Annotated in this window: 21 protein-coding genes; 4 read left to right on the forward strand and 17 right to left on the reverse strand. The window is 52.9% G+C overall.

Annotated elements, in window-relative coordinates; genetic code table 11:
• Positions 1 to 17: 17 nt before the first annotated feature.
• Positions 18 to 2,228, reverse strand: coding sequence for a primosomal protein N' (locus LG203_RS13835; RefSeq protein WP_230346293.1), 2,211 nt, complete (start codon positions 2,226 to 2,228; stop codon positions 18 to 20).
• Positions 2,229 to 2,315: 87 nt separating this feature from the next.
• On the opposite strand from LG203_RS13835, the gene argS reads away from it, so the two are divergent.
• From argS to LG203_RS13855, 4 genes are all read left to right on the forward strand, one after another.
• A complete protein-coding gene (argS, locus tag LG203_RS13840; protein WP_230346294.1) occupies positions 2,316 to 3,974 on the forward strand; it encodes an arginine--tRNA ligase in 1,659 nt (552 codons plus the stop codon).
• Positions 3,975 to 4,004: 30 nt separating this feature from the next.
• Positions 4,005 to 4,610, forward strand: coding sequence for an SPOR domain-containing protein (locus tag LG203_RS13845; RefSeq protein WP_230346295.1), 606 nt, complete (start codon positions 4,005 to 4,007; stop codon positions 4,608 to 4,610).
• Between the two features lie 67 nt (positions 4,611 to 4,677).
• Positions 4,678 to 5,310 (forward strand): thiol:disulfide interchange protein DsbA/DsbL, encoded by a 633-nt coding sequence (locus tag LG203_RS13850; protein WP_230346296.1) that lies wholly within the window; start codon positions 4,678 to 4,680, stop codon positions 5,308 to 5,310.
• A gap of 8 nt (positions 5,311 to 5,318) precedes the next feature.
• On the forward strand, positions 5,319 to 6,137 hold the full coding sequence (locus LG203_RS13855) for an SDR family oxidoreductase (RefSeq protein WP_230346297.1): 819 nt from the start codon (positions 5,319 to 5,321) through the stop codon (positions 6,135 to 6,137).
• 43 nt (positions 6,138 to 6,180) lie between these two features.
• Here LG203_RS13855 and LG203_RS13860 read toward each other — a convergent pair whose 3' ends face one another.
• The 16 genes from LG203_RS13860 to mnmG all read right to left on the reverse strand — a co-directional run bounded on the left by LG203_RS13860 (position 6,181) and on the right by mnmG (position 23,969).
• A complete protein-coding gene (locus LG203_RS13860) occupies positions 6,181 to 9,030 on the reverse strand; it encodes a bifunctional diguanylate cyclase/phosphodiesterase (RefSeq protein WP_230346298.1) in 2,850 nt (949 codons plus the stop codon).
• A 414-nt stretch (positions 9,031 to 9,444) separates the two neighbouring features.
• The gene (gene glmS / locus LG203_RS13865; RefSeq protein ID WP_230346299.1) at positions 9,445 to 11,274 is read right to left on the reverse strand and encodes a glutamine--fructose-6-phosphate transaminase (isomerizing); all 1,830 of its coding nucleotides are present in this window, start codon (positions 11,272 to 11,274) and stop codon (positions 9,445 to 9,447) included.
• Between the two features lie 22 nt (positions 11,275 to 11,296).
• The gene (gene glmU / locus LG203_RS13870) at positions 11,297 to 12,655 is read right to left on the reverse strand and encodes a bifunctional UDP-N-acetylglucosamine diphosphorylase/glucosamine-1-phosphate N-acetyltransferase GlmU (protein ID WP_230346300.1); all 1,359 of its coding nucleotides are present in this window, start codon (positions 12,653 to 12,655) and stop codon (positions 11,297 to 11,299) included.
• Between the two features lie 84 nt (positions 12,656 to 12,739).
• Positions 12,740 to 13,165, reverse strand: coding sequence for a F0F1 ATP synthase subunit epsilon (locus LG203_RS13875; RefSeq protein WP_013443516.1), 426 nt, complete (start codon positions 13,163 to 13,165; stop codon positions 12,740 to 12,742).
• A gap of 23 nt (positions 13,166 to 13,188) precedes the next feature.
• Entirely contained in the window at positions 13,189 to 14,586 is a 1,398-nt protein-coding gene (gene atpD / locus LG203_RS13880) for a F0F1 ATP synthase subunit beta (protein WP_230346301.1), read from the reverse strand.
• A 46-nt stretch (positions 14,587 to 14,632) separates the two neighbouring features.
• Positions 14,633 to 15,496: a F0F1 ATP synthase subunit gamma gene (gene atpG / locus LG203_RS13885; RefSeq protein ID WP_230346302.1), complete on the reverse strand. Its 864-nt coding sequence runs from the start codon at positions 15,494 to 15,496 to the stop codon at positions 14,633 to 14,635.
• Positions 15,497 to 15,539: 43 nt separating this feature from the next.
• A complete protein-coding gene (gene atpA / locus LG203_RS13890; protein ID WP_013443519.1) occupies positions 15,540 to 17,081 on the reverse strand; it encodes a F0F1 ATP synthase subunit alpha in 1,542 nt (513 codons plus the stop codon).
• A gap of 9 nt (positions 17,082 to 17,090) precedes the next feature.
• On the reverse strand, positions 17,091 to 17,627 hold the full coding sequence (locus LG203_RS13895) for a F0F1 ATP synthase subunit delta (protein WP_013443520.1): 537 nt from the start codon (positions 17,625 to 17,627) through the stop codon (positions 17,091 to 17,093).
• A gap of 7 nt (positions 17,628 to 17,634) precedes the next feature.
• Complete coding sequence (locus LG203_RS13900; RefSeq protein ID WP_013443521.1) at positions 17,635 to 18,105, reverse strand: F0F1 ATP synthase subunit B; 471 nt, start codon at positions 18,103 to 18,105, stop codon at positions 17,635 to 17,637.
• Positions 18,106 to 18,152: 47 nt separating this feature from the next.
• Positions 18,153 to 18,428 carry a F0F1 ATP synthase subunit C gene (gene atpE / locus LG203_RS13905; RefSeq protein ID WP_015831243.1) on the reverse strand — a complete coding sequence of 92 codons (276 nt, stop codon included), beginning with the start codon at positions 18,426 to 18,428 and terminating at the stop codon, positions 18,153 to 18,155.
• A 52-nt stretch (positions 18,429 to 18,480) separates the two neighbouring features.
• A complete protein-coding gene (atpB, locus tag LG203_RS13910) occupies positions 18,481 to 19,284 on the reverse strand; it encodes a F0F1 ATP synthase subunit A (protein WP_230346303.1) in 804 nt (267 codons plus the stop codon).
• A 9-nt stretch (positions 19,285 to 19,293) separates the two neighbouring features.
• Positions 19,294 to 19,665 (reverse strand): ATP synthase subunit I, encoded by a 372-nt coding sequence (locus LG203_RS13915; protein WP_230346304.1) that lies wholly within the window; start codon positions 19,663 to 19,665, stop codon positions 19,294 to 19,296.
• A 100-nt stretch (positions 19,666 to 19,765) separates the two neighbouring features.
• A complete protein-coding gene (locus LG203_RS13920) occupies positions 19,766 to 20,623 on the reverse strand; it encodes a ParB/RepB/Spo0J family partition protein (protein ID WP_230346305.1) in 858 nt (285 codons plus the stop codon).
• A 9-nt stretch (positions 20,624 to 20,632) separates the two neighbouring features.
• A complete protein-coding gene (locus LG203_RS13925) occupies positions 20,633 to 21,415 on the reverse strand; it encodes a ParA family protein (protein ID WP_230346306.1) in 783 nt (260 codons plus the stop codon).
• Between the two features lie 2 nt (positions 21,416 to 21,417).
• Complete coding sequence (rsmG, locus tag LG203_RS13930) at positions 21,418 to 22,077, reverse strand: 16S rRNA (guanine(527)-N(7))-methyltransferase RsmG (protein WP_230346307.1); 660 nt, start codon at positions 22,075 to 22,077, stop codon at positions 21,418 to 21,420.
• Positions 22,074 to 23,969, reverse strand: a complete 1,896-nt coding sequence (mnmG, locus tag LG203_RS13935) for a tRNA uridine-5-carboxymethylaminomethyl(34) synthesis enzyme MnmG (RefSeq protein WP_230346308.1) — start codon at positions 23,967 to 23,969, stop codon at positions 22,074 to 22,076. The genes rsmG and mnmG overlap by 4 nt, the downstream gene beginning before the upstream one ends.
• Between the last annotated feature and the right edge of the window lie 80 nt (positions 23,970 to 24,049).

Consider the following 24,049-nt stretch of genomic DNA (forward strand, 5'->3'; position numbering starts at 1 on the left):
GCAGTGACAAACAAGCACTAGAATTCCAGGGGGTCTACATCGACCGTCCAGCGCAGCTTGCTGGCTAATGGATGGGCACGCAACTGCGGCACCAGCTGTCGCAATAATTGCTGAATCTGCAAACGGCTCTCGCCCTGCATAAGCAGATAAGCCCGCTCCATGCCCTTCAGCTTTTCCATCTGAGGCCGCACCGGATCATACGTAAGCACATGCTCACTTAGCTGCCTTGCCAATACCAACGCATCATTCAAAAAATCCTGCACTAGTGAATACTGATTGGCCTCAGCACGCAGCAGGGCTAGAAAAGCATAGGGCGGAAATTGCGCCAGCTGCCGTTCCTGCAGCTGTGAATCTGCGTATGCCACATAATCGTGCTTACGCAAGGCATTGAACAGATTGTGCTCGGGGAAGGTGGTCTGAATCAGCACTTCACCTGGTTTGTCAGCCCGACCCGCCCGGCCAGAGACCTGCATCAATTGGGCAAAAAGGCGCTCAGCCGCCCGAAAGTCCGGGCTGAATAGTGCACTATCGGTATCGACCACCCCCACCAGCGTCAGATTGGGAAAGTCATGGCCTTTGGCCAGCATCTGGGTGCCCACCAGAATATCAATCTCATCGGCATGCACCGCCTGCAGGATATCTGCCAGGGCTTCCTTGCGCCGCGTACTGTCGCGGTCCACGCGTTGAATGCGTGCCGTGGGGAACAGGCGCGCCAGGGTTTCTTCCAGACGCTGCGTACCATGGCCAGTAGGGTGCAAATCGGCATTGCCACAGCTTGGGCACTGCCGCACGATCTTCTGCTCATGTCCGCAGTGATGGCATCGCAAGCGACTCTGCCGCAGATGGACCACCAGTCGGCTGCTACAGCGGGTGCATGAGGCAATCCAATGACAGGCATTGCACAGCAGCACCGGCGAGTAGCCTCGCCGATTGATGAACAGCAGGCTTTGCTCCTTGCGCTCCAGGCGTTGGCGCAGTGCTTCGATCAGGGCTGGGGAGAGCCCATCCTGCAATTCAACGCGATTGGTATCGATGCAAGCGATACGGGGCAACTGCGATTTGGCAACAGCCCGGTTTTGTAGCGTCAGCAAGCCATATTTGCCGGTTTGCGCGTTATGCCAGGTTTCCAGGGATGGCGTTGCCGAGCCCAGCAGGATGGGCACTTTCGCCCGTTGCGCCCGCACCATGGCCAGATCGCGTGCATGGTAGCGCATGCTGTCCTGTTGCTTGTAAGAGCCATCGTGCTCTTCATCCACAATCACCAGCCGCAGCCTGGGCAGTGGAGTAAATACCGACAGGCGGGTGCCCACCACGATACGGGCAATGCCGGACTGGGCCAGACGCCAGTTCTGCAAGCGCTCGGCCTCGCCCAGGTTGCTATGCAGGGCCACCATGGGCAGATGCGGCAAGCGGCTGCGAAAACGCGCCTCCAGCTGCGGGGTCAGATTGATTTCCGGCACCAGCACCAGCGCCTGACCATCATTGTTCGCCAGCATAAGTTGCAGCCACTGCATGTAAACCTCGGTTTTGCCACTGCCGGTGATGCCATGCAGCAGCCATGCCTTGAATCCCTCGCTGGCCTGCATACGCTGCAGGGCAGCGGTCTGGTCTTCGTTTAATGGCGGCGGCGGTACGGCGGCTGACACCGAAGCCGACAACCCTGCCAGCACCTCATCCGCTTCTACCCAGCCAGACTCCTGCAAGCCCTGCATGGCGCCGCGCCAACTGGCAGAAATCTCTGGCAACGCGCTTTCATGCAGTACGCCATGCTCACGCAAGGCGGCATATAGCTTGCGCTGGATAAGCTTGCGCCGGGGTAATTGCTCAATATCGGCGGCCAGGCCCACGGCAGACAGGCGAAAAGCATATTGCTTGCGCGACACCGCAGGCTCGGTCTGGCGTAAACGCCCAGGCAAACTGGCCAGCAGAGCCTGCCCCAGCGGGTATTGATAATAATCCGCACAAAAGCGCAACAGGGCAAAGGTATCCGGATCCAGCGGCGGTTCATCAACAAACGCTGTTTCGATCGCCTTCAGTTTGGCGGAAGGCACCTCGCTGACCGCGCTCTTGCCCACCACAATGCCGATTTGCCGCCGACGGCCGAAAGGCACTACCACGCGCTGCCCCACGGCGACATCAAAGCCGCCATCCAGGTAATCAAACAGGCTGTCGATAGGAACATCCAGTGCCACTTGCAGGATGCCCATGGGAGATGGGGTAGGGATCATTGAAACAGATATTGAATCGGGTGGTGAGCGTTGTTGGTCAATGGGTTAGAATAGCGACTTTCGTCATATTGTATAGACTTCACTCTCTTGAAAGCACATCTTACCGAATTACTGACCCAGGCCGCAAAAAGCCTGGGGGTCGATAGCGCAAGTCTTTCGATTCAGCTGGAACGCCCGAAGTCTGCCGACCACGGCGATTTTGCCACCAATCTGGCCATGATGCTGGCCAAACCCTTGCGCCAGAACCCACGTGCCATTGCCGAGAGCCTGATTCAGGCACTTCCTGCCTCTGAGTATGTTGCCAAGGTGGAAATCGCAGGGGCTGGCTTTATCAATTTCTTCCTGAATGGTCAGGCACGCCATGGCGTGATTGCACAGATACGCGAGCAGGGTGACCAGTTCGGCCACAATAGTGCTGGTCAGCGCCGCAAGGTACAAGTGGAATTTGTCTCCGCCAACCCCACGGGGCCACTGCATGTGGGCCACGGCCGGGGTGCAGCAGTCGGCGACTGCCTGGCACGGCTGCTGGCAGCCAATGGCTGGGATGTCACGCGCGAGTTCTATTACAACGATGCAGGCGCCCAGATCGACAATCTGACCAAGTCCGTCCATGCGCGTGCGCAAGGGCTCACCCCTGAGCATCCGACCTTCCCTGAAGAAGGCTATCGCGGTGAATACATCATCGATATTGCCAAGGCTTACCTGGCAGGCGAAACCGTCGTGGCGGACGATCAGCAGGTGACTGCCAGTGGTGACGTCAATGATCTGGAATCCATACGCCGCTTTGCCGTGGCCTATCTGCGACATGAGCAGGATCTTGATCTGCAGGCATTCCAGATCAAGTTTGATGTGTTCTCACTGGAATCCAGCCTTTATACCGAAGGCAAGGTGGAAAGTACGGTACAAGCCCTGATCAATAGCGGCCATACCTATGAGCAGGACGACGCGCTCTGGCTCAAGACCACCGACTTTGGCGATGACAAAGACCGTGTGATGCGCAAGCGCGAAGGCGGTTACACCTATTTTGTGCCTGATGTGGCCTACCACGTGGAAAAGTGGAAGCGTGGTTTTGAACGCGTGATCAATGAGCAGGGCGCCGATCATCACAGCACCATTACCCGTGTGCGCGCAGGCTTGCAGGCAATCGATATCGGCATTCCGCCAGGCTGGCCAGATTATGTGCTGCATCAGATGGTAACGGTGATGCGAGGTGGCGAGGAAGTCAAACTCTCCAAGCGCGCGGGTAGCTATGTCACCCTGCGCGACCTCATCGAAGAGGTGGGCTGCGATGCCACGCGCTATTTCCTGGCTGCGCGTCGGGCGGATTCGCAACTGGTGTTCGACATTGATCTGGCACGAGCACAAACCAACGACAATCCGGTGTATTACATCCAGTATGCGCATGCCCGTATCTGCAGCGTGCTGGGGCAATGGGGTGGCGATGAAAGCACCTTGGCCAGTGCTGACCTCAGTCGTCTGGATGCCCCGCACGAGGCTGCGTTGCTGCAGCGTCTGGATGAGTTCACGGATGTTGTCAAAAATGCGGCAGATGAACTGGCACCGCATATGATCGCCAATTACCTGAAAGAGCTGGCCAGCGACCTGCACAGCTATTACAACGCACAGCAATTCCTGGTAGAAGATAGCGCACTCAAGCTGGCCCGCATGGCCCTGATCAGCGCTACACGCCAGGTATTAAAAAATGGCCTTGATCTCCTGGGCGTCAGCGCCCCGGAAAAAATGTAGGCCAGATAAAAGCGAAAGCAAGGAGATATTGTGAGCAGAGATTACAAACCCCGCAGCGCCTCATCGAGCAAAGGCAGTAGCAAGTCCAAGGGTAGCCCGTTCTTTTCCGGACTGCTGGTTGGGCTGGTCTTGGGTGTTGGCCTGTCGGTCGCGGTAGCCATCATGGTGAAAGGCAGCGACAGTCCATTTGTCAGCCGTGCCCCCGGCAAAGCCGCTCAGGAAACCGCCAAGGCGGATACCAGCGCCTTGCCCAAGCCTGAAAAGAATGCCGATACCCCGGAAAAACCACGTTTTGATTTCTATACTATCCTGCCCGGCAGCGAAACCCAGGTAACGGAACAAGAGATCAAGCAGAAACAGGCCGCACCAGAAGCCGCCAAAGTGCAGGAAAGCTACTTCCTGCAAGTCGGGGCTTTTCAGACCGAGCAGGAAGCCGACAACATGAAGGCCAAGCTGGCACTGCTGGGGCTGGAAGCCATCGTGCAAACTGCCACCATCCCTAACAAAGGGGTATGGCACCGTGTGCGAGTTGGCCCGTTTGCCAATGTCGACCAAATAAATAAATCCCGCGAAGAGCTGGTACAGAACGGATTTAAGGTTGACCTGATCAAAGTAAACAGCAGTACGCCTGGATAAAGCCTGTCAGCCGCAACCAGCTTAATGCGTTAGTCGATTACAACTTACCTCAAGAAGGATCAGTATCATGAAAAAATTCCTGGCGGCTTTGCTGCTTCTGGTTTCCACCCATGTCATGGCAGCAGACCCGCAAGCCGGCACCGATTACAACCTGACCGTGCAGAGTATTCCCAGCGATAGCAATGGCAAGCTCGAAGTCATTGAACTGTTCTGGTATGGCTGCCCCCACTGCTATCAGATGGAGCCTGCCATCAACGCCTGGGTAAAGAAGCTGCCGGCCGATGTGGTGTTCAAGCGTATCCCCGGCGTGCCTCGTCCTGACTGGGCGCCGATGGCCAAAGCGTATTACGCCATGGAATCGCTGGGCGTGCTGGAAAAGCTGCATGGTCCTTTGTTCGAAGCCATCCACAAGCAGCGTGCTTTCCGTCCTGATGACGAAAAGGCTTTTGTAGACTGGCTGGTCAAGCAAAGCGGCCTGGATCGCAAGAAGGTAGAAGAGGCCTACAACTCCTTCTCGAGCAATACCAAAATCATGCGCGCCATCCAAGTGTTCCGTGCTTCGGGCGCAACAGGCGTTCCCACCCTGATTGTGGATGGCAAATATATCACCTCCAGCAGCATGGCCGGTGGTAATGACCAGGCGCTGAAAGTCGCGGATTTCCTGATCGCCAAGGCCAAGCAGGAACGCGGCGGCAAGTAATCAGACCCGTGAGTTCCACGCGACCTTCCCAGCCCGCCACGGCCCATGCCCGGCGGGCTGATACATTAAAAGTCTTCATTACCGGCGCTTCCAGCGGCATAGGTATGGCACTGGCGCAGCACTATGTGGGGCTGGGAGCAACACTGGGGCTGGCTGCACGTCGCGCAGAGCCCTTAATCGCACTCCGCCAGCAATACGCCGGGGCTTGTGAAACTTATGCGCTGGATGTGCGCGATGCCAAGGCCCTTGCGCAAGCAGCTGCCGACTTCATGAGCAAACACGGGGTGCCGGATATTGTGATTGGCAATGCTGGTGTCAGTCGAGGCACGCTTACTGCCATCAAGGAAGATAGCACGGCATTTGCTGCGGTCATGGCCATTAATGTGCAAGGTCTGGTGCATACCTTTCAGCCGTTTATCGCGGCCATGCAGCAAGCTGGGCAGGGCCAGCTGGTGGGCATTGCCAGTGTAGCTGGAATACGGGGCCTACCGGGTGCAGGCGCTTACAGTGCCTCCAAAGCGGCAGCGATTGCTTATCTGGAAAGCCTGCGCATCGAGATGCTGCCACATGGTATTGCTGTCACCACCATTGCCCCTGGTTACATCCGTACACCCATGACGGATGTGAATACCTATCCCATGCCGTTTTTGATGGATGTGGATGTGGCCGCCAGCAAATTCGCTCAGGCGATTGCCGCCAAGAAGCGCTTTGTGGTGATTCCCTGGCAGATGGGCTGGGTAGCTCGCTTGCTAAGAATATTGCCGTGTTGGCTATGGGATGGCTTGATGCGGCGTGCTCCGCACAAAGCACGTATCGACGTGGAATAACAACGGAGGGCGCAGCCTGTTCTCTTCATGCAGGGCATGATAATCAAGCGTTGCTCAGCATCTCCGGCTTAAGTTGCTCCAACTCTTCCAGTAGCATGGGCTTGCCAAGGAAGAACCCCTGCGCCATGGTGCAGCCCTTTTCGCGCAAAAATTTCAGCTGGCTGGCGCTTTCCACGCCTTCTGCGACCAGCTCCAGATGCAAGGCCTGGGCAATACGGATGATCGCATTCACCAGCTCGGCCCTATCCTGTTGCTGCACGACATCCTGCATGAATAGTCGATCAATCTTGACCTGGCGCACCGGGAACTGACCAAGATAGCTGAGTGCTGAATAGCCCGTGCAGAAATCATCAATCGCGATAGTAATGCCCATGGCCTTGAACGCATTGAGTACAGCCATGACTTCGTTATTTTCCTCCAGCAGCAGACTTTCCCGGATTTCCAGCTTCACCCATCCGGGCAGGCATCCGGTTTGCTCCAGCAGGCGTGTAACGGCCGCCAGCAAATCGTTATATAGAAACTGACGGGCAGAAAGATTAATGGCGATGGTCAGTTTGTCATGACGCTCCTGATTCAACTCGACGATGGCTTTGAATGCATTCTCCAGTACCCATTCGCCTATCTCGACGATCAGACCGCTTTCTTCCGCCACGCCAATAAAGTCAGCAGGTTGCAACATGCCACGTAGCGGATGGTTCCAGCGTAGCAGGGCCTCTGCCCCCAGTAGCTTGCCGGTCAAAAGATCAATCTGTGGCTGAAAATGCAGGACAAACTCATTATTCCGCAAGGCATGCCGCAAGGAAGTGCCAATCGCAATATATTCCGATGCTTTTGAGCCTAGATCATGGCTGTAAAACTGATAGTTGCTGCGCCCCATGCTCTTGGCGTGATACATGGCTGCATCGGCGCATTTGTACAAGGCTTCCTGGTCTTCGCCATCAAGCGGATAAGTCGCTATGCCGACGCTGGTTGAGATAAACAGCTCCTTGCCCTGAATATGGAAAGGCTGCGCAATCACCTGCACGATTTTGCTGGCAATCGTTGCCAGATCGTCCGGTTTGCGGATATCCGGCAGCAGAATGGCAAACTCATCCCCCCCCATGCGCGCTACCGTGTCATAGGTGCGGATAGCCATCTGCAAGCGATCCGCGGTAGCACATAACAATTCGTCGCCAACCAGATGCCCGAGGCTATCGTTGATGCTCTTGAAATGATCGAGATCCAGCACCATCACACCAAACTTCTGCTTGCTCCACTCGGCTTCCATCAGCACCTGACTGATGCGGTCATTGAACAAGGTACGATTGGGCAGGTTGGTCAATGAATCATAGTAAGCAAGATAGTAGACACGCTCACGGTAGGCGACCAGCTCGGTAATATCCCGTTCGACAGCCAGAATTTGCTGTACCCGGCCTTGCTCATCCAGCTCGGGCACGATACGGATGTGCGAATGCCAGCTTTCGCCTTCCGGAGTGCTGCCCGACATTTCCATGAAGCCAGGCTGGCGGGTAGAGATAACATCGAGTATTTTTTGCTCGTATTCAGCAAAGAGCGGGCCTCCGGGGAATTCGGATGGTGTTTTGCCTAGGACCGCGCTACGCTCTACGCCCAGCTTTTCCAACTTGCGATTATTGACGAAGATACGTCTTGCCTCGAGATCAAAGCGGGTAATGGCATCGGGCGTGTTATCAATCAAGGTGCGCAGCTCGATTTCCCGACGCATGATCTCCAGCTCGTTAAGCTTTGCTTCGGTAACATCCCGGGCATAACCCACAATCCCTTTGAGTTCGTCATTCACCCGTACTGGAGATTTGTATATCTCCATCCAGCGTGGGCGGCCATGCTTGTCTGTCACCTGGTCCACGGCATGCCATGGTTTGCCACTATCCAGTACGACCTGATCACTGGCGATATGGGCTTTGGCAATCTCTTCAGGGAAGAGATCAAAGTCTGTTTTGCCGTCAACATCCCGGGGCGACGACGCTTGCGCCCACTCTGCATACGCAGCATTGGCCGCCAGTAAATGGCTTTGCCGATCTTTCAGCCAGACCATGAAGGGGAAATTGTCGATAAGCGCACGCTGGTATTCATCCCGCAACCGCAATGCATTCTCCGCAGCCCGCCGTTGGGAAATATCCCGGGTAATGCTCAGTACGCTGACAACATCACCTTGCGCATCAAACTCTGGGGCGACCTGCAAAGACTTGCATACGTATTGCCCATCTGCCGTTACCCACTGCAGCTCAATATTGCCCGGTTTGCGCGAACGCATGATCTGCTGCAGCTGGTTTTCGTATTCCTCTGGGGCCATCCATGCCTTGCCCCACACCTCTGTCGGCTTTTTCCCCAGGACATTTTCCAAGGGTATGCCGTATACCGTTTCGTAGGCCTGACTGATAAAAATGCGACGGCAGTCGCGATCGTATCTGATGAAAATATCCGGTGCATGCTCGACCAGATCGCGAAACTTGGCCTCACTGGCTTCCAGTTGATCCTGCAAGTGCTTGCGCGTTGAAATGTCCCTCACCAGCGCCAGGTTGTAGGCTGTGCCCGCGTATTCCACATAATTGGCATTGATTTCGACAGGCAAAAGCTTGCCTTGATGAGTACGGTGCCGACTCTCGAAGGTAAGCGAGATTTTGCCGGTGAGTTCCTGCCAGTGTTGGTCCCATGCAGCTTGATCCACGCCTGGATCAATGTCTGCCACTCGCATGGCCAGCAGTTCCTGCTCACTATAGCCCAGAGTCCGGCAACATTCCTGATTGACATAGCGAATACGGGAAGAGGGATCAATCAGAAAAATGGATTCCGTCACCTTATTGAGGGCAAAGCTCAATATGGCGGGAATATCCACCGTGTCCCCTGCATCCGTATGTATATCAAGCCTGCTCATGTTTAGTGCGCCACTTGCCCTGATTTTCGTTCTGCTGGCGCTTGCGCTAGCACTCTTTTTGGGCCAATCCCAATAACACGATATTCCTGCACTTTGGTCTGGCAAACGGCAATCACCGGGGTGAATCCATGCCTGATCCTGAAGATAGCGATACAAAGCCTATTCTGCTGCAGAATGCTTGGCAATACGCTTGCCAGGCATGGACGAGCTTTAAACTAAGATGCATCGTTTAAAGTCGTCCATATCTTATTCACCAAGCAATCTGCGTGCCGTGGGATTTCATGAATATCAGGATAAAACGTGGATCCAAGAAGAAAGCGAGGCAGATCAAAGTCTAGCCAGCAGTCCTAGGCTGGCCTTTGCCTGACTTCGATCCAATATGAAATGTGTAGATGGGATAACAGAAATGGGGGCTTATTCCACCGTTACCGATTTAGCCAGATTTCTTGGCTTATCAACATCCGTGCCCTTGAGCAGGGCGGCATGATAGGCCAGCAGCTGTACCGGAATAGTGTGCAGAATGGGAGATAGCACACCCACATGACGCGGGGTGCGAATAACATGTACCCCCTCACTCTCGGTGAAGTGGCTGTCAGCGTCGGCAAACACAAACAACTCGCCCCCACGCGCTTTCACTTCCTGCATATTGGATTTCACTTTTTCCAACAACACATCATTGGGGGCAATCACCACAACCGGCATATCACGGTCTACCAAGGCCAGAGGGCCATGTTTCAATTCGCCCGCAGGGTAGGCTTCAGCGTGGATATAAGAAATCTCCTTGAGCTTGAGTGCGCCTTCCAGAGCAATGGGGTAGTGGATGCCACGCCCCAAGAATAAGGCATGCTGTTTGTTGGCAAACAAGGTGGCCCATTCCCGAATCTGCGGCTCAAGGTTCAGCGCATACTGAACGCTGCCGGGCAGGTGACGCAAAGCATCCAGATAATCCTGCTCCTGGCCTTCTGCCAGACGCCCATGCTGTTTGGCCAGCGTAACAGCCAAGGTGAACAAAGCAACCAACTGGGTAGTGAATGCCTTGGTGGAAGCCACGCCAATTTCAGCCCCGGCCCGTGTATACAGGATCAGGCGCGATGCGCGTGGAATAGCACTTTCCTGCACATTGCATATAGCCAATGTCAATGTGTGTCCCAGGCTTTTGGCGTGCTTCAGTGCTTCCATGGTATCCAGCGTTTCCCCTGACTGTGAAATGGTCACAATCAGTTGCTTGGGATTAGGCACGGATCGACGGTAGCGATATTCACTGGCGATTTCTACCGATGTGGGAACCTGTGCGATACTTTCCAGCCAGTACTTGGCTGTGAGCCCGGCATAATAGCTGGTCCCTGCCGCGAGTATCAGTACACTCTCCACCTCAGCGAATACTTCTTCCGCTCCCTGACCAAACAAAGCGGGCGAAAAGCTGGCATCGTCAATCAGCGCTTCTATCGTATCTGTGAGTGCGCGGGGTTGTTCGTGTATCTCCTTTTGCATGAAATGCGAGAAGGGGCCAAGCTCCATGGAGGCCAGAGAGACATCGCTCATGTGTACTGTGCGCTCCACAACTTGCCCATTGCCATCGTAGATGCTAACGCCATCCTCACGGATTTCCCCAACATCGCCGTCTTCAAGATAGATCACGCTACGGGTTACCGACAATACGGCCGAGACATCTGAAGCTATGAAGTTTTCACCCTGGCCAAGACCAATCAACAGCGGGCAGCCCTGACGGGCGCAAATCATTAATTCCGGGGCATTGATGGAGATGACGCTGATCGCAAAAGCACCCGTCAACTCCTTTACGGCAGCCTGCACTGACGATAGTAAAGACTTACCTTGCGTATGATGATAATGCACCAGATGCGCAATGACCTCGGTATCGGTTTGCGACTCAAACAAATAGCCCAATGCGCTCAGGCGCTGGCGCTGTTCATCGTGGTTTTCAATAATGCCATTGTGCACGACGGCGATTTCGCCCTTGGATACATGTGGGTGAGCATTGGATTCAGTCACACCACCATGCGTGGCCCAGCGTGTGTGCCCGATACCCACAAAGCCGCTGAGCTGTTGCGCGTTGGCTTTGTTCTGCATTTCACTCACACGGCCCACGGCTCGCACGCGCTGTATGCCCTGATTCAACACGGCGATACCTGCCGAGTCATAACCGCGATATTCAAGCCGACTCAGGCCTTCAATCAATATTGGCACTACATTGCGTTTGGCTACTGCACCTACGATACCGCACATGACTTGCTTTCCTTGTGGTGGGTTACTTCTTGATTTTTTCCGGACGTTTCCAGCCGGTGACTGTCACCTGGCGACCGCGCGCGACTGTGAGCTCGCCCGCTGGGGCATCCTTGCTGATGGTAGAGCCTGCCCCTATGGTAGCGCCTGCTCCAATGGTGACGGGCGCAATCAATTGCGAATCAGAGCCAATGAACGCATTGTCGCCAATCACGGTACGGAATTTGTTCACACCATCGTAATTGCAGGTAATGGTACCGGCGCCGATATTCACCTGTTTACCTACGGTAGTATCGCCTACATAGCTGAGATGATTGATTTTGCTACCCACATCGACCTGGGCATTTTTGAGTTCGACAAAATTGCCAACATGCGTGTCATCCTGCAAGACCGTGCCAGGGCGAAGCCGCGCGTATGGGCCAATTTTGGCTTGCTTACCGACCTCTGCATCATCGATATGGGTAAACGCCGCGATAGTGGTGCCAACGCCGATGCTGGCATTACGGATGACGCAGTACGGTCCAATCCGCACGCCATCGGCCAGGGTTACATCACCTTCAAACACGCAACCCACATCGATGCTGACATCACGCCCAACGGTCAACTTGCCGCGTATATCAATCCTGGCCGGATCGCTTAGGGTAACCCCTTGCTGGAGTAATTGCGCAGCTTGCTGCTGTTGAAAGCAACGCTCAATCGCCGCCAGATCGGACTTACTGTTTATGCCTGTTATTTCAGACTCATTAGGTGCCAGTACACCACCGACAGCGATGCCATGCTGACTTGCCATGCCGACAATATCGGTCAGGTAGTATTCGCCCTGAGCATTGTCATTACCGAGGTTTTTCAACCATTCCGACAATGCATGATTGTCCACGGCCATGATCCCAGTATTGATTTCATTGATTTGGCGCTGCTCTTCGCTGGCATCTTTGTGTTCTACAATCGCCACTACCTCGTCCTGCGCATTCCTCACGATACGACCGTAACCTGAAGGATTGGCCTTGGCAAAGGTCAGTAAAGTCAGCTTAGCTTGACTCTTCAGGAGTTCCTGACAAGTCTGCACGCTGATTAATGGCACATCGCCCAGCATGATCAAGGTACTGGCTTCGGGGTCAAGGAAAGGCAAAGCCTGCATCACAGCATGCCCCGTGCCCAATTGCTCTGCCTGCTGTACCCACTGAATGTTTTCATGACGGAACTGAATAGGCACTGCATCGCCGCCAAATCCATACACAACCAGAATCTTGCTGGGGGAAAGTTGCTTGGCGGTTTCAATGACATGCGCAAGCATCGGTTTGCCAGCGACGGGATGCAAGACTTTAGGCAAGTCGCTATGCATGCGGGTGCCCTTACCCGCGGCCAGTATGAGTATATTCAGCATGGTGGAGTGTGATTTCTGATGTTTCAAGTATAAACAAAAAAGGCAGCCAGAGGCTGCCTTTCCGTGAGCTACTCTCGCTGCTCTTTAATGCGACTTCTTGCGCAGACGTTCAATGGCGTGGAGCTGTGCCATCGCTTCTGACAGTTCAGCCTGGGCGCGGGCATAATCGATTTCAGAAGCATTGTTTTTCATTGCTTCTTCTGCTGCGGCCTTGGCTTCAGCGGCCTTGGCTTCGTCCAGATCATGACCACGAATCGCAGTGTCAGCAAGGACAGTAATAATGCCAGGCTGCACTTCCAGCATGCCGCCAGAAATATAAATCGCCTGCTCTTCAGCCTCGTTTGCCACCTTGACGCGCAACACGCCAGGTTTGATCGTCGTAATCAGCGGAGTGTGGTTGGGATAAATACCAACCTCACCCAGCTTGGCAGGAGCCACCACGAATTCGGCTTCACCCGAAAAAATGGAAGCTTCTGCGCTAACGACGTCTAGATGTATTGTGGATGCCATATTTAAGTTTCCTTAAGACTAGCTTAGTTTAAGGTTTTTGCCTTTTCTACGGCTTCTTCAATCGCGCCTACCATGTAGAACGCTTGTTCTGGCAGGTGATCGTACTCACCATCCACAATCGCCTTGAAGCCCTTGATGGTGTCTTTCAGCGTAACGTACTTGCCTGGAGAACCCGTAAACACTTCAGCTACGTGGAAAGGCTGCGACAGGAAGCGCTGAATCTTACGTGCACGGGCTACAGCCAGCTTGTCTTCAGGAGACAGTTCGTCCATACCCAGAATCGCGATAATGTCACGTAGTTCCTTGTAACGCTGCAGGGTTGATTGCACAGCACGTGCCACGTTGTAGTGCTCTTCGCCCACGATCAATGGATCGAGCTGACGTGAGGTGGAGTCCAGCGGATCAACAGCAGGGTAGATACCCAGCGCTGCAATATCACGGGACAACACAACAGTGGAATCCAAGTGCAAGAAGGTGGTGGCTGGGGATGGGTCAGTCAAGTCATCCGCAGGTACGTAAACGGCCTGGATGGAAGTAATGGAACCCACCTTGGTGGAGGTAATACGCTCTTGCAAACGACCCATTTCTTCAGCCAGAGTAGGTTGGTAACCTACAGCAGAAGGCATACGGCCCAGCAGCGCGGATACTTCGGTACCAGCCAGGGTATAACGGTAAATATTGTCAACGAAGAACAGAATGTCACGGCCTTCGTCACGGAAACGCTCAGCCATGGTCAGACCGGTCAGCGCTACACGCAGACGGTTGCCTGGTGGTTCGTTCATCTGACCGAACACCATGCCTACCTTGTCCAGAACGTTGGAATCCTTCATTTCGTGGTAGAAGTCGTTACCTTCACGGGTACGCTCACCTACACCGGCGAAGACAGACAGACCGGCGTGTTGCTTGGCGATGTTGTTGATCAGTTCCATCATGTTCACGGTCTTGCCTACACCAGCGCCGCCGAACAGACCAACCTTACCACCCTTGGCAAACGGGCATACCAGGTCAATCACCTTGATACCGGTTTCCAGCAAATCAACAGAAGGGGAGAGCTCTTCAAAGGTAGGGGCCTTCTGGTGAATGGAGCGGCGCTCATCACACTCAATCGGACCTGCTTCATCGATAGGGCGACCCAGAACGTCCATGATACGACCCAAAGTACCGTGACCAACCGGAACCTGAATCTGGTTGCCGGTGCTCTTTACCTTCATGCCGCGGGACAGGCCATCGCTGGAACCCATGGCAATGGTACGAACCACGCCATCACCCAGTTGTTGCTGAACTTCCAGCGTCAGACCAGCTTCTGCTGTGGAGTTCTCTTCATCTAAAACAAGTGCCTCATATACCTTAGGCATTTGGTCGCGTGGGAATTCAACGTCAACCACCGCACCAATACACTGAACAACTTTACCTTGACTCATCTTGGTATCCTCAATCTTTATCTTAATTCGTTACACCGCTGCTGCCTTAAACGGCAGCCGCACCACCGACAATTTCTGAAATTTCTTTGGTAATCGCAGCTTGGCGGGCCTTGTTGTAAACCAGTTTCAGCTCGCCGATGACGTTCTTGGCGTTGTCGGATGCGGCCTTCATCGCTACCATCCGGGCACTTTGCTCGGATGCCATGTTTTCGGTAACAGCGTGATATACCAGCGACTCGATGTAACGCGTCAGCAACTCATCAATGACTTCACGTGCTTCAGGCTCGTAGATGTAGTCCCAGTGGCCTTGTGCTGTTCCCATCTGCTCACCGTTCAATGGCAGCAGTTGCTCCATGACCGGTTCCTGTTTCATCGTATTGATGAAACGGGTGAAGCAGATATGCAACTGGTCGATTTCACCAGCTACATACGCGTCCAGCATGACCTTGATCGTACCGATCAGCTTTTCCAGATGGGGAACATCACCCAAGCCAGTGATATGCGATTTCACGTTGGCACCTACGCGGTTCATGAAGCCGAACCCCTTGTTGCCAATCGCGCTTACCGCAATACCCTTGCCAGCCGATTCCCATGCTTTCATCTGATTCAGCGACAAACGCAATACGTTGGTATTCAAACCACCGCACAAGCCCTTGTCCGAGCTGACCACAATCAGGCCCACATTCTTGACTTCAGCGCGCTGAATCAGGAAAGGGTGCTTGTACTCAGAGTTTGCATGAGAAAGGTGAGCCGCCACATTGCGGATCTTTTCAGCATAAGGACGGCCCGACCGCATCCGCTCCTGCGCTTTGCGCATTTTGGATGCGGCGACCATTTCCATCGCCTTGGTGATCTTGCGTGTATTTTCAACACTCTTGATCTTGGTACGAATTTCTTTGCTACCGGCCATTGTCTCGTCTGCCTGTCTCGTGAATACTTAAATCGCCAAAGGCTTAATAAGCATTCGTTGCTTTGAAGTCTTTAATTGCGGCTTCCACAGCCTTCTCGTCGTCACCGCCAAGATCCTGGGTAGTTTCAATCTTATCCAGCAGGTTCTTGTACTTGGACTTCAGGAAAGCATGCAAGGCGGATTCGAATGCCAGTGCACGGGCAACCGGCACGTCATCGAAATAACCCTTGTTGGCTGCCAGCAAGGTCACGGCCATGTCAGAGATGTTGAGCGGGGCATATTGAGCCTGCTTCATCAACTCGGTCACCAGGCGACCACGTTCCAGCTGCTTGCGAGTGGTTTCATCCAGATCGGAGGCAAACTGCGCAAACGCAGCCAGTTCACGATACTGAGCCAGTGCCAGACGAATACCGCCGCCCAGCTTCTTGATAACCTTGGTCTGCGCTGCACCACCTACGCGAGATACCGAAATACCAGCGTTGATAGCAGGACGGATACCGGCGTTGAACAGATCAGTTTCCAGGAAGATCTGACCATCGGTAATCGAAATCACGTTGGTAGGAACGAACGCGGAAACGTCACCTGCGGCAGTTTCAATGATAGGCAGGGCGGTCAGGGAACCTGTCTTGCCCTTGACTTCACCGTTGGTGAACTTCTCTACATAATCTTCGTTCACGCGAGCTGCACGCTCAAGCAGACGGGAGTGGATGTAGAACACATCACCTGGATAAGCTTCACGGCCTGGTGGACGACGCAGCAGCAGGGAAATCTGACGATAAGCCCAAGCTTGCTTGGTCAAGTCATCATACACAATCAGTGCATCCTGGCCGCGGTCACGGAAGTATTCACCCATGGTGCAACCTGCGTATGGTGCCAGGAATTGCAAGGCGGCAGAGTCAGAAGCAGAAGCGGCTACGACAATGGTGTATTCCATAGCGCCGTGCTCTTCCAGCTTGCGTACCACGTTGGCGATAGTGGAAGCCTTTTGGCCAATCGCAACGTAGATACAGGTCATGTTCTGACCCTTTTGATTGATGATGGCATCAACGGCTACAGCGGTCTTGCCTGTCTGACGATCGCCAATGATCAGCTCGCGCTGACCACGACCAACTGGCACCATGGAGTCGATAGACTTCAGACCGGTTTGTACTGGCTGCGAAACCGACTTACGGGCAATAACGCCAGGAGCAACCTTTTCAATCTTGTCTGTCAGCTTGGCATTGATAGGGCCCTTGCCATCAATAGGCTGGCCCAGTGCATTCACCACGCGACCAACCAGTTCAGGACCTACTGGCACTTCCAGAATGCGACCTGTGCATTTGCAGATGTCGCCTTCGGTAATCTTTTCGTAGTCACCCAGAACCACGGCACCCACAGAATCACGCTCCAGGTTCAAAGCCAGACCGTATGTGTTGCCAGGGAATTCGATCATTTCACCGGCCATCACATTGGAAAGGCCATGAATACGAACGATACCATCAGTCACCGAAATAACCGTACCTTGAGTACGCGCTTCGGCACTGGTGGAGAAATTCTCTAACCTGCTCTTAATCAGCTCACTGATTTCTGATGTAGATAACTGCATAATTCTCTCCTAACCTTTCAGCGTGTAGGCCAACTGTTGTAATTGGCCACGTACGGATGCGTCTATTACCGTATCGCCGACTACAATCTTGATGCCGCCTAATAATTCCGGATCCACTTTAACGCTTGCTTCGACCTTCTTACCAAACTTGGCTTCCAGACGCTTCACCACGCCGGCAATATCGGCGTCGCTAGGTTGGGATGCGGCGGTAATTTCAGCTTCAAGCACGCCTTCATCTTGCGCTTTCAGTTCATCAAACGCAGCGGCGATGTCTGGCATGACAGCCAGGCGACGATACTCCACCAGCAACTTGATCAGGTTGGTCACCTGGTCATCAATTTTGCCGCTGGCCACGGTCAGTACAGCCTTTTCAATATCAGCTGCATTGACCTTGGGATCATCGATATAAGCCTTCATCTGCTCATTCGCTACGACTTGCGCAACGAAATTCAGCATGTCAGACCAGTTCGCGAGTGCGTTCTTTTCCTTTGCCAAGCGGAAAGCCGCTACGGCATAAGGTCTTGCAATGGTTATCGCTTCAGCCATGATCTTCCTACAGCTCGTTAGCGATGGTGTTCAGCATGTCTGCGTGAACCTTGGCATCGATTTCCTTGCGCAGGATTTTTTCCGCACCGGCAACAGCTAATGCTGAAACCTGAGCGCGCAAACCTTCCTTCGCACGGTTAACTTCCTGATCGATTTCTGCCTTGGCACCAGCAAGGATGCGATCACCCTCAGCTTTAGCGTTGTTTTTCGCTTCTTCGATGATGTCAGTTGCACGCTTTTCAGCCTGCGCGATGATCGAAGATGCCTTCAGCTTTGCCTCTTCAACAGCAGCAGTCGAACGCTGCGTTGCGGCTTCAAGCTCTTGTTTACCACGTTCACCTGCAGCCAGACCATCCGCGATGGTCTTTTGACGCGTCTCAATAGCCTTCAAAAGAGGAGGCCAGACAAACTTCACTGTGAACCAGATCAGAATGGCAAAGGAGACGGCCTGCGCAAATAGTGTCAGGTTGATGTTCATATTTGCTCCCGAGCTGTTAGTTCAATCCGCTTATTAACTATCAAACGTTATTGAGCAACAACGGCAAGGAGTGGGTTTGCGAAAGCAAACATCATAGCCAGACCAACACCGATAATGAAAGAAGCGTCAATCAGACCCAGCAGCAGGAACACTTTACCCTGCAGAGCTGGGATCATTTCTGGCTGGCGAGCTGCACCTTCCAGGAAGCTAGCACACATGATACCGATACCTACGCAAGCGCCAGCTGCGCCAAGACCAATGATCAGACCGATACCAACACCGGTGTATGCTTGAATCATGGCTAAAAGTTGCAAGTTCTCCATTTAATTTCCTTTCGGCTTTCGAGAGTTGTAGTTGATTAAAACGTTTAAATACTTAGTGACTTTCATGCGCCATCGAAATGTAGACAACGGTCAGCATCATGAAGATAAATGCCTGCAGCACAACGATCAGAATGTGAAAGATCGCCCAGCCAGCGCCCAGCAATGCACCAAAGAAGGTACCTGCCAAGCCCGTTGCCGCCCACATACCCAGCAGCAAGAAAATGATTTCACCTGCGTACATGTTACCGAACAGACGCAGTGAGTGAGAAAGAGGTTTGGAAATGTATTCAATCAGGTTGAACGCCAGATTGGCTGGCCAGATCAAGGGGTTGGTACCAAAAGGGGAACAGAAGAGTTCGTGTATCCAGCCGCCCAGGCCTTTGACTTTGATACTGAAGAAAATCATCAGCACCCATACGGACAAAGCAAGTGCAAATGTTGCATTGATGTCTGAAGTAGGGACGCTACGCCAGTGCTCAAGGCCGATAATATGGTAAAACTTGGCCATAATGTCGACGGGCAGGAAGTCCATGGCATTCATGAACAGCACCCATACAAACACCGTCAGTGCCAGCGGAGCCAGAAACACATGGCGGTTGCCGTGAAAAATGCTCTTGACCTGATCATCAACAAACTCAACAGCAAGCTCAACAAACGCCTGACGCTTGCTAGGCACGCCAGAAGTAGCGCCGCGCACTACCCACCACAGGAAGCCAAACACGACCACACCCAAGATGGCTGACATGATCAGGGTATCGTAATGCAATACCCAGAAGCTGCCGTCGCCAACGGACTTGGCATTGAATGACAGATGGTGACCGATATATTCTGATGGAGTAAGTTTTTCTGCAGCCATTGCGTCAACCTAAAGGTTATTCTTTTCGTTTAAAGTAAAAATTGCTGCTCCCGACATGATGGCCGCTGAGCCCAGACCAAAAATCAAGGCCAACGGTATCAAATTTCGGTAGAGCGTGAATACAAGCAACAGTGCGATGGCAATCACCGCGATTTTGATGACTTCTGCCACCAGTAAATTAGCTAATGCTGAACCTGGCGTATTTTTAGCAGCGCTGGATTGCAGTTTTTTTGCAGCCGCCAAACTACCTAGTATGGCGGCACCACCACCGGCTAACGCCGAAAGGGCACCATGTAAACCGATAAGCAAATAAGCTATCAGTGCAACCAGAGCAGTCGCCAACACCTGCCTTTTTATCATCTGACTGAGCACTGCATCCATACAACGTAACCCTGCATTAGCATCTTATGTGCCAGACACGCTGCGCCTGACCATAAAAACCCAAGATTTTCTTGTTTAATCAGCTGCAAGTCAAGCTAAATTACGACTGGCCTGCTTTCAGGCGTTTTAGAAAATCGTCTAGCTGATCCAGATTGGCATAATGGATTTTCACAAATCCAGCGCCTTTTTTGCTCGCTTTGATTTCAACCTGTGCACCAAGCGATTGCGAAACTTCCTCTTGTAGTGCCAGCACGTCTCGATCTACCGTTTTTTCAAGCTTGGCTTTTGGCTCAGTCAGCATCTGCTTTACCAGCCTCTCGGCTTCTCGCACCGAGAGGCTTTTCTGAGCAATATGTTCGGCTACCGTAATTTGTTTAACCTCAGGCAGTGTGAGGAGCGCTCGCGCATGCCCCATATCCAACTTGCCTATCATCAGCATCTCCTGCACATTGCTATGCAGATTTTGCAAACGCAACAGATTGGTGACAGCACTGCGTGACCGGCCAACGGCTTGGGCGGCGGCTTCATGCGTCATGCTGAACTCTTCAATCAGACGCTTTATACCGTTGGATTCCTCAAGAGGATTGAGATCTTCGCGCTGAATATTCTCAATCAGGGCCATTGCCAGAGCAGCTTCATCCGCAATTTCACGCACAAGCACCGGCACTTCTTCTAAGCCCGCCAACTGAGCGGCACGCCAACGACGTTCACCAGCAATAATCTCGTAATGCTCATCGCTTAACAAACGCACCACGATAGGCTGCATGATGCCCTGAGCCTTGATAGAGTCAGCAAGACTGGATAGCGACTCTTGATCCATATGCGTGCGTGGTTGATATTTGCCAGGCTGCAACTGACCAACCTTAAGAGACCTTAAAGTATCGGCATCGCGTACCGTTTCCATATCACCTGACAATAATGCATCCAGGCCGCGACCCAGACCTTTGAGTTTTACCATGGGAGTTCCTTAACTGACGGCCTGACTGGCGGTCGGCTTTCGATTGATGATTTCACCCGCGAGGGCGAGGTATGCTTTTGCCCCTTTTGAGGCTTTATCATAAAAGAGCACAGGGACACCATAACTAGGAGCCTCAGCCAACCTGACATTACGAGGAATCACCGTTCTATAGACTTTGTCACCAAAGTGCTTGGCGAGCTCGGCAGACACTTGCTGGGCCAACATATTCCGGTTATCGAACAAGGTACGTAGCAACCCCTCAATTTCAAGCGTTGGATTTAGATATGCACGTACTTTTTTGATGGTGTTGACCAGGTCAGACAATCCTTCAAGCGCGTAGTACTCGCACTGCATGGGAATCATGACCGCATGTGCGGCAGTCAGTGCATTCACGGTTGTAAGACTCAGGGAAGGAGGGCAATCTATCAATACATAATCGTATTCGCCATCCAGCAATGCCAGTGCATTCTTGAGACGAACTTCCCGGGCAATTTCGCTGACCAGTTCTACCTCGGCACCCGCCAGGTCGCGATTTGCAGGCGCCACATCAAAACCGCCTTTTTCCGAACGCTGTATCACGTCTTTCAAGGATTTCTGACCGATCAGCACATGGTATACAGTACTTTTTAAAGCCGACTTATCAATGCCACTGCCTGTCGTCGCATTCCCCTGAGGATCCAAGTCGATCAGCAGCACACGCCGCTTGGTGGCTGCCAAACTAGCTGCCAGATTGACGGAGGTCGTGGTTTTCCCTACGCCACCTTTTTGATTGGTTATCGCTAAAATTCGCATGGTTACGCCATTCTGCTAACAGGTGTGAACATCAATTCGTGGGAAGGTAATGTAACCAGATGCCGTTGCGCGTCCAGGCCAGGCACATGCAAAACAGCCACCTTGGCTTCTGGCATACCTATCGCGTCCAACTCTTCCACAGGATTAACACCCTTCATTGCGAGCCAATTCCCATCTTTTGCGATTAAATGGCGCGTCAATTTGATAAAAAGGGCTATTTCCGAAAATGCACGTGAAATCACGACGTCGTAGGCTTGCGAAGGCTGATGATGCTCGACCCGACCAGCAATAACCTCCAGATTGGGAATGCCAAGCTCAGCCTTGGCTTGCCGCATGAAACTGGCTTTTTTCTGCACCGCATCAATCGTGGTCACCTGCAGATCCGGCATACATAGCGCGAGTATGATGCCTGGCAGTCCAGCACCACTCCCCACATCCAAGAGCCGTAATGGCGATAGCGCTTGAACATGAGGCAATACGGATAGGCTATCGAGCAAGTGCAAGGTAACCATCTCATCTGGATCACGCACCGCTGTGAGGTTATGTACCTTGTTCCATTTTTGCAAAAGGGCAAGGTAAGCAAGTAACTTTTGTTGAGTTGCTTGTGATACCGCCCAACCTGCATTTGCTATGCCTGAGGCTAATATTCCCGCCTGACTCATGCGGCGACGTCCGATTTTTTGCTGCGGTTACGGCGCTTTAGATGCACTATCAATAATGAAATGGCCGCTGGCGTAATCCCCGAAATGCGACTGGCTTGCCCAACTGTTTCGGGCTTCTGTGCATTAAGCTTTTGCTGGGCCTCAATAGACAGTCCATGCACTTCGCGATAATCCATATCCTCAGGCAGACGTGTACCCTCCTGGCCACGCTGACGTTCAATTTCATCCGCCTGACGGTCTATATATCCCTGATATTTCGCTGCTATTTCAATTTGCTGACGCACTTGCTCGTCCTGCTCACCGTCACCCTCAGCTAGCGTAAGCAAAGCCTCGTAACTCACTTCCGGGCGGCGCAAAAGCTCAAACATCGAATATTCTCTATCGATTTGCTTGCCCAGGACGTTTTCCATGACATCAGCACTCACCTGACCCGGATGTATATACGTCTTCCGCAAACGCTCTTGCTCACGGAGTATGGCTTCCTGCTTGCGGGAAAATGCCTCCCAACGGGCATCATCTACCAACCCGATTTTGCGACCAGCTTCAGTCAAACGCATATCAGCATTGTCTTCGCGCAACATCAATCGATATTCCGCCCGGCTGGTAAACATCCGGTAGGGCTCACTCACTCCCCGAGTAATCAGGTCATCCACCAACACCCCCAGATAGGCTTGATCACGTGCTGGGCACCAACTATCTTTTTCCTGTGCATGAAGAGCCGCATTTACCCCCGCCAACAGCCCTTGGGCGGCTGCTTCTTCATATCCCGTTGTGCCATTAATCTGACCAGCAAAGAACAAGCCTTGGACAGCCTTGGTTTCCAGAGAATTTTTTAAACCACGCGGGTCGTAATAATCGTATTCAATGGCATAGCCAGGCCTCAAAATGTGCGCATTTTCCAGGCCTTTTATGGACCTAACCAATTGATATTGAATATCAAAAGGTAAGCTTGTCGATATACCGTTTGGATAGATCTCGTTGGTAGTCAATCCCTCAGGCTCCAGGAAAATCTGGTGAGATTCCTTATCGGCAAATCGATGGATTTTATCTTCTACGGAAGGGCAGTATCGCGGACCCACCCCTTCAATAACCCCCGTGTACATCGGTGAACGATCCAGACCACTACGTATGATGTCGTGCGTGCGTTCATTCGTGCTGGTAATCCAGCAAGGCAATTGAGCTGGGTGTTGGCTGGCGTCCCCCAAGAAGGAAAACACAGGGACTGGATTATCGCCAGGCTGCTCAAGCATCACACTGTAGTCGATGGTACGGCCATCAATCCGCGGCGGAGTTCCTGTTTTCAAGCGTCCAGCCGGCAAACCAATTTCGCGCAACCTGGCTGCCAGAGAAACTGCGGGAGGATCCCCGGCACGTCCGGCCTGATAGTTAGCCAATCCCACATGCACCAGGCCAGCCAGAAATGTACCTGCAGTCAATACAACGGCTTTCGATTCAAATCGCAAGCCGAGTTGGGTGACCACCCCCGCAGCTCGGGTTCCATCCAGAATAATGTCGTCAACAGCTTGTTGAAATAGCCAAAGATTAGCTTGATTTTCCAGTCGACGCCGAATGGCCGCCTTATATAACACTCGATCAGCCTGCGCACGGGTAGCCCTGACAGCAGGACCCTTGCTTGAGTTAAGGATGCGAAACTGAATACCACCTTCATCTGTGGCAGCCGCCATAGCGCCGCCCAGCGCATCGACTTCCTTTACCAAATGACCCTTGCCTATGCCGCCAATGGAGGGGTTGCATGACATTTGGCCCAAGGTTTCGATATTGTGGGTCAGAAGCAATGTTTTTTGCCCCATGCGTGCGCTCGCCAATGCAGCTTCAGTGCCAGCATGACCGCCACCAACCACGATAACATCAAATTTTTCAGGGAATTGCATGAGAATCCGAGAGTTGCAAATATGCTGGCAATGATACCGCATTAGCACTTGCAATGTCAGGATGTTTCACGTGAAACACA

Source organism: Methylovorus mays, assembly GCF_020531915.1.
Lineage (GTDB): Bacteria > Pseudomonadota > Gammaproteobacteria > Burkholderiales > Methylophilaceae > Methylovorus > Methylovorus mays.

Bases quoted from the DNA above. Each gene is read 5' to 3' on its own strand.
- LG203_RS13835 (WP_230346293.1), bottom strand. From the start codon at position 2,228: ATGATCCCTACCCCATCTCCCATGGGCATCCTGCAAGTGGCACTGGAT.
- LG203_RS13850 (WP_230346296.1), top strand. From the start codon at position 4,678: ATGAAAAAATTCCTGGCGGCTTTGCTGCTTCTGGTTTCCACCCATGTC.
- LG203_RS13860 (WP_230346298.1), bottom strand. From the start codon at position 9,030: ATGAGCAGGCTTGATATACATACGGATGCAGGGGACACGGTGGATATT.
- glmS (WP_230346299.1), bottom strand. From the start codon at position 11,274: ATGTGCGGTATCGTAGGTGCAGTAGCCAAACGCAATGTAGTGCCAATA.
- glmU (WP_230346300.1), bottom strand. From the start codon at position 12,655: ATGCTGAATATACTCATACTGGCCGCGGGTAAGGGCACCCGCATGCAT.
- LG203_RS13875 (WP_013443516.1), bottom strand. From the start codon at position 13,165: ATGGCATCCACAATACATCTAGACGTCGTTAGCGCAGAAGCTTCCATT.
- atpD (WP_230346301.1), bottom strand. From the start codon at position 14,586: ATGAGTCAAGGTAAAGTTGTTCAGTGTATTGGTGCGGTGGTTGACGTT.
- atpG (WP_230346302.1), bottom strand. From the start codon at position 15,496: ATGGCCGGTAGCAAAGAAATTCGTACCAAGATCAAGAGTGTTGAAAAT.
- atpA (WP_013443519.1), bottom strand. From the start codon at position 17,081: ATGCAGTTATCTACATCAGAAATCAGTGAGCTGATTAAGAGCAGGTTA.
- LG203_RS13895 (WP_013443520.1), bottom strand. From the start codon at position 17,627: ATGGCTGAAGCGATAACCATTGCAAGACCTTATGCCGTAGCGGCTTTC.
- LG203_RS13900 (WP_013443521.1), bottom strand. From the start codon at position 18,105: ATGAACATCAACCTGACACTATTTGCGCAGGCCGTCTCCTTTGCCATT.
- atpE (WP_015831243.1), bottom strand. From the start codon at position 18,428: ATGGAGAACTTGCAACTTTTAGCCATGATTCAAGCATACACCGGTGTT.
- atpB (WP_230346303.1), bottom strand. From the start codon at position 19,284: ATGGCTGCAGAAAAACTTACTCCATCAGAATATATCGGTCACCATCTG.
- LG203_RS13915 (WP_230346304.1), bottom strand. From the start codon at position 19,665: ATGGATGCAGTGCTCAGTCAGATGATAAAAAGGCAGGTGTTGGCGACT.
- LG203_RS13920 (WP_230346305.1), bottom strand. From the start codon at position 20,623: ATGGTAAAACTCAAAGGTCTGGGTCGCGGCCTGGATGCATTATTGTCA.
- LG203_RS13925 (WP_230346306.1), bottom strand. From the start codon at position 21,415: ATGCGAATTTTAGCGATAACCAATCAAAAAGGTGGCGTAGGGAAAACC.
- rsmG (WP_230346307.1), bottom strand. From the start codon at position 22,077: ATGAGTCAGGCGGGAATATTAGCCTCAGGCATAGCAAATGCAGGTTGG.
- mnmG (WP_230346308.1), bottom strand. From the start codon at position 23,969: ATGCAATTCCCTGAAAAATTTGATGTTATCGTGGTTGGTGGCGGTCAT.